The sequence below is a fragment of the Methylobacillus rhizosphaerae genome (assembly GCF_900187985.1).
Taxonomy (GTDB): Bacteria; Pseudomonadota; Gammaproteobacteria; order Burkholderiales; family Methylophilaceae; genus Methylobacillus; species Methylobacillus rhizosphaerae.
The window spans coordinates 293,856-309,451 of record NZ_FZOA01000001.1 but is presented as its reverse complement, the minus strand read 5'-3'; the positions used below and the strand labels follow the sequence as shown (position 1 = coordinate 309,451).

The window sequence follows — 15,596 nt, the reverse complement described above, 5'->3', positions numbered from 1 at the left end:
TAAGCCTCTCTTGCAGAGGCTTAACGCGGATGAGAGACATACTGCCGGATCGCTTCCGCCCGCGCAGCAAATACTGCATCCTTGATATTGGCTGGGTTTTCCTGACTTGCCGCAATGGCGCCTGCGTCAACCTGGCTCACCACATTCAACACATCAATCAGGAATTGGAAATGTGGCAATTCCTGCTGCTCAAAAGAGGTCCGCCCGCGCGCATCCGCCTCACACGCGGAAAGGAAATCCCGAAAACGCTGCGGCTGACGCACAGCATCAACATCAAGTAAAAAACGTAATATCGTATCAGGGCGCATTTCACTGACCTGGTGTACTTTGCCATGAAATTTCGCGACGACCTGCGCCAGCTCCCTGCAATCATTCGGCACGCGCAGGCGCGTGGCAAGCTCCTTGAGTAAACCCACACTGCGGTCTTCATGGCCGATATGGCGCGGTAACATCTCTGCAGGAGTGGTGCCTTTCCCCAGATCATGCGTCAACGCTGCAAAGCGGATAGGCAGGGAAAACCCCTGCCCTGCCGCATAATCAATCACCATCATCACATGGATGCCGGTATCAATTTCCGGGTGGTACCTGGCGGCCTGCGGTACTCCAAACAGGCGATCCAGTTCCGGCAATAAGCGTTTGAGCGCGCCACAAGCGCGCAGCACATCAAACATGCGGCTGGGTTTTGTCTCCATCAGGCCTTTTGCCAACTCCTGCCAGACCCGCTCCGGCACCAGCGCATCCACTTCACCATTTTCCACCATCTCCTGCATCAGGCTCATGGTTTCATCCGCCACGGTAAAACCAGTAAAGCGGGCTGCAAATCGTGCTGCACGCAGGATGCGGACCGGGTCTTCACTAAAGGCCGAGCTGACATGGCGCAATACCCTGGTATGAATATCTGCCACACCCCCAAAGGGATCAATCAATTCACCATGTTCATTCTCGGCAATTGCATTGATAGTCAGGTCGCGGCGGGCAAGGTCCTGCTCAAGTGTGACACCTGGGTCCGCATAAACATGAAACCCCTTGTAACCCTTGCTGATCTTGCGCTCGGTACGCGCCAGGGCATATTCTTCATGAGTGACCGGATGCAGGAATACGGGAAAATCCTTGCCTACCGGGCGGTAACCGGCTTGCACCATCTGTTCTGGTGTAGTGCCAACCACGACATAATCTCTATCCTTGACCGGCAGCCCCAGTATCTTGTCACGAACCGCTCCACCGACCTGGTAGACTTGCATGACTCAGCGCTTGCCCATCGCCCGCCCAGCCAGGCTGCGGAAGCGGTCATATGCACTTCGCGGCGTGTCACCACCGATATATTCTGGAGCAATGGCCTCCAGCGCACTGGTTGGCACACCAAATAACTCTTTCACCGGCTGGGCGCAAACGCTGTCCACTTCCATGCTGAATAAGTTGTCGCGCGTCATCAACTTGACCGGCAACTTCTCCATCACATAGGCCTGGTAATAGGAGAGCTTGTCACTCAGGGCAATAATACGGCGCTTTTTCCCCAGCAGGAAGGCAATGAAGCTGATGAGCGCCTGTAGGGTATATACCTGCGGTCCACCCAGTTCCATGCTACGTCCATAGGTGCTGACATTTTCCAATGCAGCAACACATACATGGGCCACATCTTCCACCCAGATCGGCTGGAAACGTGCGTTAGGTTTTGCAACAGCGATTACTGGCAACACTTTGACCACACTGGCAAACAAGCTCAGGAACTGATCTCCGCGCCCAAAAATAACCGAAGGACGCAATATCGTCACATCCAACTCGCTACTACGGTCCAGCACTGCCTGCTCTCCCGCCGCCTTGGAGCGCAGATATGCACTCTTGGCATCGCTGCTCGCCTTGAGTGCGCTCATATGCAACAGCCTCCGCACTCCCTGTTTACAGCAGATATCTGCAATACGGCGCGGCAACTCAACATGCAATGCTTCAAAGCTTGCATGTCTGCTTTCATTCAGGATACCCACCAAATTGACCACGGCATCTTGTCCATGAATCTGGCCTGCCAGCGCGGTATCATTAAACACATCGCACTCCACGACCTGCACATTCGGCAATAAAATCAGGTGCTTGCTACTTTCACGCCTGCGTGTCAGCACTTTGACATCATAGCCCGCTGTGCTGAGTTTTTGCACGATGGCACTACCGACAAAACCGGAGCCACCAATGACACATACTTGTCTGATACGTTGCATGTCTTCCCTCTACTGCATGCCAGATAACTGGCTTAATCTCGTTCTGGATTGACTGGAGCACCTATGCCCGGGACTACCCCTAGGCGTTGCTTCAATGTTTGCGGCTTGGAGCCCAGTTGCTGGGAATAATAAATTGAATTCCCCAGTACCTTCTTCACATAATCACGCGTCTCGCTGAATGGAATCGTCTCGGCATATACGGCACCTTCCAATGGCTTGTCAGAGGCCCAGCGCTTGGGACGCCCTGGCCCGGCATTGTAGGCTGCCGTCGCCATCAGCGGCTGCTCGTTCATCATATCCATGGTATAGCGCAGGTAATGCGTGCCAAATTTGAGATTGGTATCCAGCTGATTGATCATGGCAGGCTTGAAATCCCCCATCCCCATCCGCTTGGCAATCCATTTGGCAGTATCTGGCATGATCTGCATCAATCCCGAAGCCCCTGCCACGGATTTGGCCCAACTGACGAAACGACTCTCCTGCCGGATCAGGCCATATACCCAGGCTTCATCCAATGCATTATCCGCCGCATATCCATGCATCATATCGCGGTACGGAGTGGGATAGCGCAGAGCAAAATCATGCAGAGCCTGGGTACGATCTGCTGTATTAATGGCCACATCATACCAGCCCTCACGGAATGCCACTTCTGCCGCGGCCAGTAGTTGCTTGTCATCAAAATCACGGCTGGCCAGGCGCCATTCTTCGCGCGCCTCCCATTTCATATCCAGCCTGCGCAAAGCCAGGCCCCGCTGTATTCCCGGGTTATTCAAGGCTACGCGTATTTCTTCAGCATCTGGTTTGTAAGCAGCTGGCAGGGCGGTGACGACATCGCCAAGCTCCTCCTCCGCCAATATGCCGTAATAGGTGTTATTTTTGGATAAGGTCACCAGGATTGCATTCGCAGCAGCCACTTGCTGTTGTGCCTTGAATGCCCGGGCTTTCCAGTACTGCCAGACCTGTTCACTCTGCTGGGTTTCAGGCATGGCGGCAATGATGGATTCGAGTGCCTTCCAGTCGCCGATACGCATGGCGGCCCGTGCCTTCCATTCCTGTTGATCCTTATCCAGTGGTGTATTGCCCGCCCGCTGGAAATACGTCAATGCCGCAGGGTCATGCTTGCGCGCCGCATGCAGGGCAAAACGCCCCCATAGATAATTCCGGTCCGCGGCATCAAAGTTGCCATGCAATTTTTCCCATAAATCCAATGCCAGTGCAGGCTGACTTCGACTCAAACGTTCCAGGGCATATAGGTTCAGCTCTTTTCCCAACCTGCTCACAAAACTAATCTGACGCTTTTCCAGCACTTGCTGCGGATTCTGGTAGACGCGGTCAAGCAATTTGAGGTTGGCCTTGTCCACACCCGGCAGGCGTTGCAATACCCCTTTGGACACGGTGATACGTGACCCCTGCAACAATAACCTGACACGAGCCCAGATATCTTCTGCCCGCAGCACCCCACCTTGCTGCAAGCGATCAAAAACTGCTTCACAGTTTGCGGGTAGCTCAGTTCCTGTCATCCACAATGCCTTGCCATCCAGCACTGCGGCTTCCTGTCCTTGTTGAATACCGCCATCTGCGGCATAGCAGCTGACCGCCACATCATCACGCTTGAATTTGGGATATTCCTCGAAGAAGGTTTTCCATTCCTGTCGACGCGCCAAGGCTTTCAGCCATTCACCACGCGCCCTGTCTGCAAAAGGGAAAGCATCATATTGAGCCAGGAAGCCCTGTACAGTCTCTTTATCCGCCTGGTTCAGCACCAGCAACAATCGCCAGTACTCCGTGTATGGCGCCAGAATATAGTGTTGGGATTGCAGACTTTGCGCTGCAGCATCCAGTGCCGCGCTATTACGCTCGTTATAAGCGGCGCGAGCGCTCAGGAACAATTCATCTGCGTTATCTGCATGGGCGGAATGCCCGTATATCATGACCCCAGCCAACAGCCAGCCCACAACAGCCCGACTGAGATGACGATTGCTAATTGCGCCTGGTTTTCCCCGTTTAGCTACCAGATCAGTGTTTTTTTTTGCTGACCACATTTGTTGTACCCGAACCATGATAAAGCTTGATCAAGCATAGCATAGCCATCGCAAGATAGCGGCGGCAATCAAGCAACCTAGAAAAGAATGATACGGCCCATGGCAATGACCAGCGCGATCACGGCCAGAGCAACCACAGTGAACTTGATAAGTTGCCAGGTGAACTTGAGATAGCGCTTATCTCCCGAAACAAGATAAACGCCGAAAGACACGGCTAGTGAAATCAGCCACAGAACCAGAAGAACACGCAATATCACCATGTATGGCAACTACACATACTGTAATGCGGGAGGAAGGCCGATAGGTGTCTGGAACGCTCCAGGCGCCTCTTCGAACTTATCAAAAGTCGCGTACTCCCACGCATCACTGTCAGCCAACAATGTTCGCAGCAACTGGTTATTCATGTAGTGTCCAGCCTTGTAGGCACTGAACGCAGCAATCAGAGGGTGCCCCAGCACATATAAGTCGCCAATGGCATCCAGCATCTTGTGTTTGACGAACTCATCGTCATAGCGCAAACCGTCGCTGTTCAACACACGATATTCATCCAGCACAATGGCATTATCCAGACTACCGCCACGCGCCAGTCCCATGGATCGCAATGCCTCGACCTCATGCATGAAGCCGAAAGTGCGGGCACGGCTGATTTCCTTGATATAGGAGTTATCCGCGAAATCAATACTGATCTGCTGCCCAGTATGCTCAACGGCAGGATGGTCAAAATCAATGGTAAAGTCGAGCCTGAAGCCAAAATAAGGGTCAAATCTCACCCATTTATCGCCTTCGTGGTACTCAACCGTTTTCTTGATGCGAATGAATTTCTTCATCGCAGGTTGTTCGACAACGCCAGCCTGTTGCAGAAGGAAAACAAAAGGTCCGGCGCTACCGTCCATAATAGGTACTTCACCAGCATTGAGCTCGACATGGACGTTATCTATGCCCAGTCCAGCCAGTGCAGACATCAAATGCTCAATTGTGGCAACACGCGCACCATTGCATTCCAGCGCGGAACACAATTTGGTGTCGGTAACAAGATGAGGTTGAACCCGAAACTCCGCAGTATCGGGCAGATCAATCCTGCGGAAAACAATCCCGGTATCCGGCTGCGCTGGGCGCAAGGTCAGGGTAACCTTATCACCCGAATGCAAGCCCACACCAGTAGCGCTAATCGGCTTTTTCAGTGTTCTTTGTTTAAGCACTGTCGTCCCTCTCGCGAGAGTCCTCATCAATATTCATCTACCAAATTATAGCATGTGATACTGCACCTGCCGGAGCAGGCACACGTCTCACGCACTCAGGCCTGGCGAACCCGCAGTCAGTTAGTCTGCCTGTTTACGCAGGAATGCAGGAATATCCAACTCCTCCACGCCCGACATCTTCATGGCTTCGACTTGTGCCCGACGACCATTGGAGCTGAATACCGCAGGACTGTCATCATCCATAAAGATAGGTTGGTTGGTTGTACCATCACGTGTCATCACACGCAACTCAGGCTTTTGCTGACGACGTGCTACCGCACCATTCAGGCCTGTAGCCACCACAGTGACACGCAATTCATCACCAAGTGACTCGTCAAATACATTACCAACAATCACAGTAGCATCTTCTGCAGTGAACTCCTTGACGGTATTCATCACATCGTAATATTCCTTCATCTTGAAAGAAGTGCTGGCAGTAATATTGACCAGTACACCGCGAGCATTCGCCAGATTGACATCTTCCAGCAATGGACTAGCCACGGCCTGTTCCGCAGCAATACGGGCACGACCGCTACCGTTGGCAGTTGCAGATCCCATCATTGCCATTCCCATTTCTGACATGACAGTACGAACGTCAGCAAAGTCAACGTTCACCATGCCTGGGCAATTGATGATTTCCGCAATCCCGGAAACCGCATTATGCAGCACATCATTGGATGCTTTGAATGCTTCCAGGAAAGATACGTCGTCACCCAGCACCTGCATGAGTTTTTCATTGGGGATGACAATTAGAGAGTCAACGTGCTTGGAAAGTTCTTCCAGGCCTTCCTGTGCTACCTTGGTGCGCTTGCCTTCAAATATAAATGGCTTGGTCACCACTGCCACGGTCAGGATACCCATTTCCTTGGCCACTTCAGCAATGATAGGCGCTGCACCAGTACCTGTACCGCCGCCCATGCCGGCTGTGATGAACAGCATATCAGCACCGTCAATCACTTCTGCAATCTGGTCACGATCTTCCAATGCTGCTTCACGCCCGATTTCAGGACGTGCGCCAGCACCCAGCCCTTTAGTAATGTCAGTTCCAATCTGCAATACTGTCTTGGCTTGGCTCTTTTTCAAGGCCTGGATATCCGTATTGGCGCAAATAAACTCTACGCCACCCACTTCTTTGGCAATCATGTGGGCTACAGCATTACCACCACAACCACCAACACCAATCACCTTGATCACGGCCTCTTGAGAGTCCCTATCCATAATCTCAAACATGTCATTCCTCCTTAGTTACGTCTGCCTGAACGCGAAAAAAACAATTAAAACAAATGAGTACTTCTAAAAATTCCCCTGGATCCAGCTCTTCATCCGGCTAAACACCTGACTCAATGAGTTGGACTCCATTTCCCCTTGGAACTGACGTTCCACCTGCTGCTTGCCCATCAATACCAATCCCACCCCAGTGGCATACCGCGGATTACCTACCACTTCGGACAAGCCTCCCACATTGCGCGGCATACCAAGGCGTACCGGCATATGGAAAATTTCTTCACCCAGCTCCACCATCCCTTTCATGAGTGAGGAGCCACCTGTAATAACAATGCCGGAAGCAATCATTTCTTCCATACCGCTACGGCGCAATTCAGCAAGCACAAATTCATACAGCTCAACAATTCTTGGCTCGATGACCTCTGCCAGCGTCTGTACTGAAAGCTGGCGTGGCTCACGTCCATCCACACCCGGCACTTCCACCACCTCGCGCGCATCAGCCAGCTGGCGCAATGCACAACCGTGCTTAATCTTGATCTCTTCAGCAGACTGGGTTGGCGTACGGAACGCCACCGCCACGTCATTGGTCATCTGATCACCTGCAATCGGTATCACAGCCGTGTGCCGAATTGCCCCTTGCTTGAATACTGCGATATCAGTGGTTCCGCCACCGATATCCACCAGGCATACACCCAGCTCTTTCTCATCCTCGGTCAATACGGCCATGCTGGATGCCAACGGTTGCAGACTGAGGTCTATCACTTCCAGACCACAACGCTTGATGCACTTGACAATGTTCTGGGCCGCAGACACGGCGCCAGTAACGATATGCACCTTGACCTCCAGCTTCATGCCGCTCATGCCCAATGGCTCACGTACATCTTCCTGTCCGTCAATAATGAATTCCTGGGTCAGGATATGCAGAATCTGCTGATCTGACGGCAAGGCAATCGCACGCGCCGTTTCCACCACCCGGTCCACATCCATCTTGGTCACTTCGGCATCCTTGATTTTCACCATGCCGTGTGAATTAAGGCTCTTGATATGGCTGCCAGCGATGCCGGTCAACACGGTGCTGATTTTGCAATCTGCCATCAACTCCGCTTCTTCCAACGCGCGCTGGATTGCCTGCACCGTGGAGTCGATATTGACCACCACGCCCTTTTTCAGGCCGCGCGATGCGCTCTGCCCCAGGCCTATGACCTTGAGTGACCCATCCAGCTGCAATTCCGCAACAATGGCTACAATCTTGGATGTCCCAATATCCAGCCCGACAATCAGATTTTTATCTTCCCGGACCCTGCTCATTTATATTTCTCCAAATTTTTCATGTTACTCAGGCTGCTCCTGTCTTGCGTTTGGATGTTGTAACCTCGGGCTTGCGCACGGCAAAGCCATTGGGGTAGCGCAAATCAACGTAAGTAATCGCCACTTTCACTCCACCCAATGTATGACTATATGCATTTGCAAATTTCCGCAGACGCTCTTCTACTTGCTCCCGTCCCAGTTCAATCACCAGACCTTTATCCGTTTTTATCTGCCACGCCCGCCTCGAGGTCAATGCAAGCTGGGTAATGTGTGACCCGGTTCCACCTGCCAGTATCTGGCTATACACACCGTATTGCTTAGCTACTTCCGCCACTGCATCACCCGGCCCGTAAAACACTGGCAAATCACTGTCTGAAGCAGCATGGAACAACTCACCATAAGTATTCACCAATGCAATATTCCCCCAGCGCGCCAACTCATGCTGTTCCTCGATCACCACTTCCAGCCTGTCCGGCCAGCGTTTGCGCACGCTGACTTTACGGGCCCATGGCAACTTCTGGAAGGCATCCCTGGCCTTCAATACATCCACAGTGAAGAAGTTTCCCTGAAGATGCCGCTCCGCAATCAGCTTGATCTGCTCACGGGTCACATGCTCCAGCTGCCCATCCACTCGTACTTCCCTGAGCGGGAAAATCGGCAGATGTACAACTACATACACCAGGCCATACAAAAAAATCACTGCCGCCAGCGCATTGAGAAAATTCGCAATCCAGTTGAGGACGCGCGGCTTATCCCACATGCGCGGACTCCAGCACTTTGAGCACCAACTCATCAAAACTCAGCCCAATCGCCTTGGCTCCCATAGGCACCAGACTGTGATCCGTCATACCGGGAGAAGTATTCACTTCAAGGAAATAATGCTGCCCGGATTCATCCATGAGAAAGTCCACTCGCCCCCAGCCCTGTCCGCCTACAACACGGAAAGCCTGCAGTGCCTCTGCCTGTATCCGCTCTTCCAGCTCCGCGTTCAATCCACACGGGCAGAGATACTGGGTATCATCACGCAGGTACTTGGCCTCATAGTCATAAAACTCGTTTGCAGGCACGATACGGATCACAGGCAAGGCTTCTTCACCTAGAATCCCAACGGTATACTCTCCGCCCCCGATAAACTGCTCTGCAATCACCAATGGATCCGACTGTGCCGCCAACTCATAGGCCGCCTTCAGGCCACCAGCCTCCTTCACCTTACTGATACCGATGCTGGAACCTTCATTGGCGGGCTTCACGAACAGCGGCAACCCTAATTGCTGCTCTATTGCAGAAAAATCACTATCCGCTGTCACCAGCGCAAAATCCGGCGTTGCCACGCCGGCGGCACGCCATAACAATTTGGTGCGCCATTTATCCATACCCACACTGGAAGCCATGACGCCACTGCCGGTATAAGGAATTCCCATCAATTCAAGTGCCCCTTGAATCGTACCGTCCTCACCATGGCGCCCGTGCAAAGCGATAAATACACGGTCAAAACCTGCCAGTTCATCCAGCGCGCGTTCTGCGGTATCAAATGCATGCGCATCCACACCACTTTTTTGCAAGGCAGCCAGGACTGCGGCGCCACTGTTGAGCGACACTTTGCGCTCACCAGAGGTACCGCCTAATAACACTGCCACCTTGCCAAACCTGCTACTCATGCATACTCTCCAATAATCCTTACTTCCTGCTGCAACTCCACTTTTTGCTCACGCTTGACCGTCTGGCGTACATAGGCAATCAGCTGCTCGATATCGGCAGCAGTAGCATCGCCTGTATTGACGATGAAGTTGGCATGCTTCTCCGACACTTGGGCACCGCCCATGCGATATCCCTTGAGCCCGCTGGCTTCGATCAGCCTTGCTGCATGGTCACCTGCAGGATTACGGAATACCGATCCGGCATTCGGCAGGTTCAACGGCTGCGTCTCCAGGCGCCTGGCCAGCAATTGCTTGATTTTTGCTTCGGCACTACCGGCATCGCCATGCTCCAACCGGAACCAGGCGGCAATAAACCATTCATCCGCGACTGGCATTTCCACATGACGATAGGCAGTCGCAAAGGCCTGGCAATTGCGCTCATGCACCTTGCCCTGGCGGTCTATCGTCAACACCCGATCCACGATTTCCCAGGTTTCACCGCCATGGCAGCCAGCATTCATGGCAAGTGCACCACCCACGGTTCCAGGAATGCCGGCCATGAACTCTGCGCCATGCTGATGTTGCCGTGCCGCAAATTTTGCCAACTTGGCACATGTCACACCTGCTTCGGCATAGATAAACCCATGTTCTGCAGCTAATGTGGTCAATGCGCCATGCATCAGGACCACAGTGCCTCTGACACCACCATCGCGCACCAGCAGGTTGGAGCCCAGTCCAATGAAATGCAGCGCTTCGTCCTGTGGCAAACCGGCAAGAAAATGCTGCAGGTCCTCAAGACCAGCTGGAATATAAAGCTGATCTGCAGCTCCGCCGACACGCCAGCTCGTATAGCGAGCCAATGGCTCATGCTTCAACACGCTGCCTGTCATAAGCGCGGCCATCACTGCGCCATCTCCCTGGTATTGGCAGCCACCTGTCCGATGGAGCCTGCTCCCATCACGATCACGACATCATCCGCCTGGGCCATATCAATAATGCTCTGCGGCAATTCCTGTGGCGTTTCCACAAATAAGGGTTCCACTTTGCCGGCCACCCGGATCGCACGTACCAGCGAACGGCCATCGGCAGCCACGATAGGCGCTTCGCCAGCCGAATACACTTCTGTCAACAACACAACATCTGCACTGGACAACACTTTGACGAAATCCTCAAAGCAATCCCGGGTTCGGGTATACCTATGCGGCTGGAAAGCCAATACCAATCGACGTGCAGGGAAAGCATCGCGTGCTGCTGCGATGACGGCATTCATTTCGACCGGATGATGTCCGTAATCATCGATCAGGGTGAAATGGCCACCACCCTTGGCAGGCACTTCGCCATAACGTTCAAAACGGCGCCCTACGCCTTTGAACTCCGCAAGTGCCTTGATGATGGCTTCGTCCGGCACATTCAATTCGCTGGCCACTGCAATGGCTGCCAATGCATTGAGCACATAATGCTTGCCAGGCAGGTTCAGGGTGACATCAAATGTTGTCGTTACCCCATTGATCCGGCTGACGGTGAAATGCATGCGCCCAGCCTCTGCGCGCACATTACTAGCGCGGATGCGGGCTTCTTCCGAAAAACCATATGGCATGACTGGCTTTGAAACCTGAGGCAGAATGGCGCGCACATTCGGGTCATCGATGCAGACCACAGCCATGCCATAAAACGGCAGGCGCTGCAGGAATTCGACAAATGCACCTTTCAGCCTTTCAAAATCATGCCCATAGGTATCCATATGATCAGCATCAATGTTGGTGATCACGGCGAGGATAGGCGTGAGATGCAAGAAGGAGGCATCCGATTCATCTGCCTCGGCCACGATATATTCACCCGTACCCAGGCGTGCATTACTACCTGAAGCTTCCAACCGCCCACCGATCACAAACGTAGGATCCATGCCGGCTTCAGCCAGGATGCTTGCAATCAGGCTCGTCGTGGTGGTCTTGCCATGAGTACCAGCCACGGCAATACCCTGGCGGAAGCGCATCAGTTCTGCCAGCATCAAGGCACGCGGCACGATAGGAATACTCCGCTCACGCGCGGCCATGACTTCCGGATTATCATCCTTGACCGCGCTGGAAATCACCACGACATCTGCTGGCCCAAGATTTTCTGCAGCATGGCCTTGATACAGCCTGGCACCAAACCCAGCCAGACGACGTGTGGTTGCATTGTCAGCAAGATCGGAGCCACTGACGCTAAACCCGAGGTTCAGCAATACCTCGGCAATACCACTCATACCAGAACCGCCGATGCCGACAAAATGTACGTGTTTTACTTTATGCTTCATGAGTAACTACCTCCCCGCGCCGGCAGGGCAATACTTTCCAGTTCGTTCGCAATAATCTCTGTTGCCCTGGGCCGCCCCAACTCCCGCGCCGCATGCGCCATGGCGAGCAGGCGGTTACGTGTCAGCTCTTGCAACAAGCTGGCCAACACTTGCGGTGTCATTTCCTGTTGTGGCAAATGAATTGCCGCATTGTGTTCAGCCATCCAGCGCGCATTGTCACGTTGGTGTGATGTAGTCGACACCACCAGCGGAACCAGGATACTAGCCACGCCCGCTGCTGCCAGCTCACTCACCGTGATCGCCCCGGCACGGCACACCAGGACATCCGCCCGCGCATAGGCATCTGCCATGTCATCAATAAAAGGCACAACATCTGCCTGCACGCCGGCATCCACATACGCCTGCCGTAATGCTTCAATATGCTGCGCCCCGGACTGGTGGGTGACGACAGGTCTATCTTCGGCTGGCAACAGGGCCAACGCCTTAGGCAGCATGGCGTTCAACACCTGCGCTCCCAGACTCCCGCCAACCACAAGCAAATGCAATGTCCCTGTACGTCCGGCGAAGCGTTGCTCAGGGGCCGCAACCCTGACAATCTCCTCTCGCACAGGGTTGCCTGTGACGCGTGCCTTGAATGCCAGTTTCCCCAACGCATCCATACCACCTTCAAAACCGAACAATATCCGCTTGGCATGTTGAACCAAGGCCTGGTTGGACATCAGCAAGGCCGCATCCGCATTGACCAGTGCCAGAGGCAATCCGCGCACCCGGGCTGCCCATCCGCCCGGCACAGTGACATAGCCACCCATACCCAATACGATTTGTGGCTTCAGCCTGCCCATTAGGCGCCAGGCACTGAAAGTAGCCGTCACCAGGCGGAACACTCCAGCGACTGAATGCTTCCAGCCCTTGCCACGCAATCCGGAAAATTGGAGCTGGGTCATCTGGAAGCCATGAGGTGGCACCAGGCGATTTTCCATCCCATGTGCTGTACCCAGCCAGTGAACATCCCAACCACGCGCCCGCATGGTTTCAGCAATCGCCAGCCCGGGCATGACATGCCCGCCTGTGCCAGCTGCCATGATAAGTAAGGTCTTACTCATGCTGGCAGCCCTTTTTGAAGCCGGCGATTTTCCCAATCGATCCTGAGCAGGATCGCCAAGGCAACGCAGTTAGCCAGAATGCCGCTGCCACCAAATGACAACAATGGCAGTGTTAGCCCCTTGGTAGGCAGGACGCCCATGTTCACACCGATATTGATCATGCTCTGCACGCCAATCCAGACACCTATTCCTTGTGCCAGCAAGGCAGAGAAATAACGTTCGCTACTCATGGCTTCCTTGCCAATACGGAAAGCCCGGATCACCAGCCAGGCAAACAGGCCGATCACGACCATGACCCCTATGAATCCCAGCTCTTCAGCAATCACAGCCATCAGGAAATCGGTATGTGCTTCAGGCAGGTAAAGCAGTTTTTCCACACTGGCTCCCAAGCCGACGCCCAGCCACTCCCCTCGGCCAAACGCGATCAGGGCGTGAGACAGCTGGTAGCCTTTACCGTATGGGTCGGCCCATGGATCCATGAAGCCGATCACGCGTTGCAAGCGATAAGGCGAACTCCAGATCAGGCCAATGACCGCTACCGGCAATAAAGCCACCAGGCCACCAAAAATGCGTCCATTGATCCCACCCAGCCAGAGGATTGCCATGGAAATAGCCACAATCACACTGAATGCGCCAAAGTCTGGCTCACGCAGCAACAGCCAGCCAACCAGCACCATGACCAGTACCATGGGTAGAAAACCACGCTTGATGCTATCCATCACCTCTGCCTTGCGAATGGTGTAGTCCGCCACATAAATGGCCGCAAACAGCTTCATGAACTCAGAAGGCTGGAGATTGATCACAAATAATGACAACCAGCGCTGGCTGCCATTCACGTTGCGCCCGACACCGGGAATCAGCACCAACACCAGCATGAACAAGCCCAGCATGAATAAATGAGGCGCTATTTTCTGCCAGAGATGTGTTGGCACCTGGAATGCCACAAAGCCAGCCGTCAAACTGATCACAAGGAATATGGCGTGACGGATCAGGAAATATGTTGGCTGGTGCCCTGTCATCTTGTCTGCCTCTGCCAATGCGATAGAGGCGGAATACACCATGACCAGGCCAATACCCAGCAAGATCAATGTCACCCAGACCAATGCCTGGTCATAAGTGGATGTCGATATCAAACGTTCACGGCCACTCAACCTGTACATCATATTCATGGCTGCACCTCCGCCTGCAATTGCTGTACGGACTGTACGAATACCTCTGCACGGTGCACGTAATGACGGAACATATCCAGACTGGCACATGCGGGAGAAAGCAATACTGCATCCCCAGCCTCAGCCAGCTCAAATGCCATGCCAACTGCACTTTCCAGGTTTTGGGCATGCTCCAGCCTCACATCGGTATTCTTGAGCGCCTCAGCGATCAGGGCTGCATCCCGCCCAATCAACACCACCGCGCGCGCATGCTCGGCCACTGGTGCCTGCAAAGGCGTGAAATCCTGCCCCTTGCCATCACCACCGGCAATCAGCACCACCCGGCGCGACAACCCTGTCAGGGCAGCACACGTAGCACCGACATTAGTGCCTTTGGAATCATCATAGAATGGCACTCCAGCCACTTCAGCCACCCATTGCACACGATGCGGCAAGCCCTTGAAATCCCGTAAAGCCTGCAGCGCCACATTTTCATCAATCTTGAGGGCACTACACAATGCCAACGCAGCCAACGCATTGGCTGCATTATGCAACCCAGCAATACGTAGTTCAGCCACAGGCATCAGCCTGCGTTTTCCTTTTGTCAGCCAGTACTCACCAACTTCATGTGCCAGACCGAAATCCTGTTCAGCATCGGGCATTCCCAGGCCGAAATTTATATGTTCGACACCAGGAATTGCCATACTCCGGCTCCAGGTATCGTCGACATTGATAACCTGTAACTTGGCATGAGAGAAAATACGCGCCTTGGCATCAGCGTATGCCTGCATACCGGTATAACGATCCATATGATCTTCACTGATATTCAACACCGTGGCAGCATCTGCCACCAGGCTATGCGTGGTTTCCAGCTGAAAACTGGACAACTCAAGCACATAGACATCTACGGCACTATCCAGAGCATCCAGCACTGGCAAGCCGATATTGCCTGCGACCACAGTCCTGAGTCCGGCAGCCTTGCAGATCTCCCCAACCAGGGTAGTGACAGTGCTTTTGCCATTGGCGCCAGTAATGGCAATGACCTTGGCCGTCTCCGGTCGTGCCTGTGCAAACAACTCGACATCACCCACCACTGGGATACCGCGCTGTATTGCCGCCTGTATTTCAGGTTCGGCAAGCGGTACGCCCGGACTGATCACAACCAATTCAATGTTCTGGAATATTGCTGCATCCAGAGGCCCCAGATGCACACGCACCTCTGGCAACTCCTGTTGCATGATCTCCAGCCCTGCTGGGGATTTGCGTGTATCTGCGGCAGACAAGTGTGCACCCTGGCGCTTGAGCCAGCGCAATGCCGAAAGACCGGTATCACCCAGCCCCAGCACCAGCACTTGTTTGTCTTTTAATTGCAGCATCTTTTTACCCGGTA

The 15,596-nt window shown here is 53.6% G+C and carries 14 protein-coding genes; all 14 read right to left on the bottom strand.

The window, feature by feature from the left end; translation table 11 throughout:
* Window positions 1-20 precede the first annotated feature (20 nt).
* The 14 genes from CHB59_RS01525 to murD all read right to left on the bottom strand — a co-directional run bounded on the left by CHB59_RS01525 (window position 21) and on the right by murD (window position 15,582).
* The gene (locus tag CHB59_RS01525; RefSeq protein ID WP_089374456.1) at window positions 21-1,241 is read right to left on the bottom strand and encodes a multifunctional CCA addition/repair protein; all 1,221 of its coding nucleotides are present in this window, start codon (window positions 1,239-1,241) and stop codon (window positions 21-23) included.
* A gap of 3 nt (window positions 1,242-1,244) precedes the next feature.
* Window positions 1,245-2,210 (bottom strand): complex I NDUFA9 subunit family protein, encoded by a 966-nt coding sequence (locus CHB59_RS01520; RefSeq protein ID WP_089374455.1) that lies wholly within the window; start codon window positions 2,208-2,210, stop codon window positions 1,245-1,247.
* A gap of 32 nt (window positions 2,211-2,242) precedes the next feature.
* Window positions 2,243-4,141, bottom strand: a complete 1,899-nt coding sequence (locus CHB59_RS01515; protein WP_245834991.1) for a lytic transglycosylase domain-containing protein — start codon at window positions 4,139-4,141, stop codon at window positions 2,243-2,245.
* Window positions 4,142-4,329: 188 nt separating this feature from the next.
* Window positions 4,330-4,512 carry a hypothetical protein gene (locus tag CHB59_RS01510; RefSeq protein ID WP_089374453.1) on the bottom strand — a complete coding sequence of 61 codons (183 nt, stop codon included), beginning with the start codon at window positions 4,510-4,512 and terminating at the stop codon, window positions 4,330-4,332.
* 9 nt (window positions 4,513-4,521) lie between these two features.
* A complete protein-coding gene (gene lpxC, locus CHB59_RS01505; protein WP_089374452.1) occupies window positions 4,522-5,451 on the bottom strand; it encodes a UDP-3-O-acyl-N-acetylglucosamine deacetylase in 930 nt (309 codons plus the stop codon).
* Between the two features lie 120 nt (window positions 5,452-5,571).
* Complete coding sequence (ftsZ, locus tag CHB59_RS01500) at window positions 5,572-6,720, bottom strand: cell division protein FtsZ (protein ID WP_089374451.1); 1,149 nt, start codon at window positions 6,718-6,720, stop codon at window positions 5,572-5,574.
* A 63-nt stretch (window positions 6,721-6,783) separates the two neighbouring features.
* Complete coding sequence (gene ftsA / locus CHB59_RS01495) at window positions 6,784-8,022, bottom strand: cell division protein FtsA (RefSeq protein ID WP_089374450.1); 1,239 nt, start codon at window positions 8,020-8,022, stop codon at window positions 6,784-6,786.
* Between the two features lie 28 nt (window positions 8,023-8,050).
* The gene (locus CHB59_RS01490; RefSeq protein WP_089374449.1) at window positions 8,051-8,782 is read right to left on the bottom strand and encodes a cell division protein FtsQ/DivIB; all 732 of its coding nucleotides are present in this window, start codon (window positions 8,780-8,782) and stop codon (window positions 8,051-8,053) included.
* Window positions 8,772-9,680 (bottom strand): D-alanine--D-alanine ligase, encoded by a 909-nt coding sequence (locus CHB59_RS01485; protein WP_089374448.1) that lies wholly within the window; start codon window positions 9,678-9,680, stop codon window positions 8,772-8,774. The genes CHB59_RS01490 and CHB59_RS01485 overlap by 11 nt, the downstream gene beginning before the upstream one ends.
* On the bottom strand, window positions 9,677-10,561 hold the full coding sequence (murB, locus tag CHB59_RS01480) for a UDP-N-acetylmuramate dehydrogenase (RefSeq protein ID WP_089374447.1): 885 nt from the start codon (window positions 10,559-10,561) through the stop codon (window positions 9,677-9,679). Before murB ends, CHB59_RS01485 begins: the two co-directional genes overlap by 4 nt.
* A complete protein-coding gene (gene murC / locus CHB59_RS01475; protein ID WP_089374446.1) occupies window positions 10,561-11,955 on the bottom strand; it encodes a UDP-N-acetylmuramate--L-alanine ligase in 1,395 nt (464 codons plus the stop codon). Before murC ends, murB begins: the two co-directional genes overlap by 1 nt.
* Window positions 11,952-13,058, bottom strand: a complete 1,107-nt coding sequence (gene murG / locus CHB59_RS01470; RefSeq protein ID WP_089374445.1) for an undecaprenyldiphospho-muramoylpentapeptide beta-N-acetylglucosaminyltransferase — start codon at window positions 13,056-13,058, stop codon at window positions 11,952-11,954. The genes murC and murG overlap by 4 nt, the downstream gene beginning before the upstream one ends.
* Window positions 13,055-14,221, bottom strand: coding sequence for a putative lipid II flippase FtsW (ftsW, locus tag CHB59_RS01465; RefSeq protein ID WP_089374606.1), 1,167 nt, complete (start codon window positions 14,219-14,221; stop codon window positions 13,055-13,057). Before ftsW ends, murG begins: the two co-directional genes overlap by 4 nt.
* Before the next feature lie 2 nt (window positions 14,222-14,223).
* The gene (gene murD, locus CHB59_RS01460) at window positions 14,224-15,582 is read right to left on the bottom strand and encodes a UDP-N-acetylmuramoyl-L-alanine--D-glutamate ligase (RefSeq protein WP_089374444.1); all 1,359 of its coding nucleotides are present in this window, start codon (window positions 15,580-15,582) and stop codon (window positions 14,224-14,226) included.
* Window positions 15,583-15,596 lie beyond the last annotated feature (14 nt).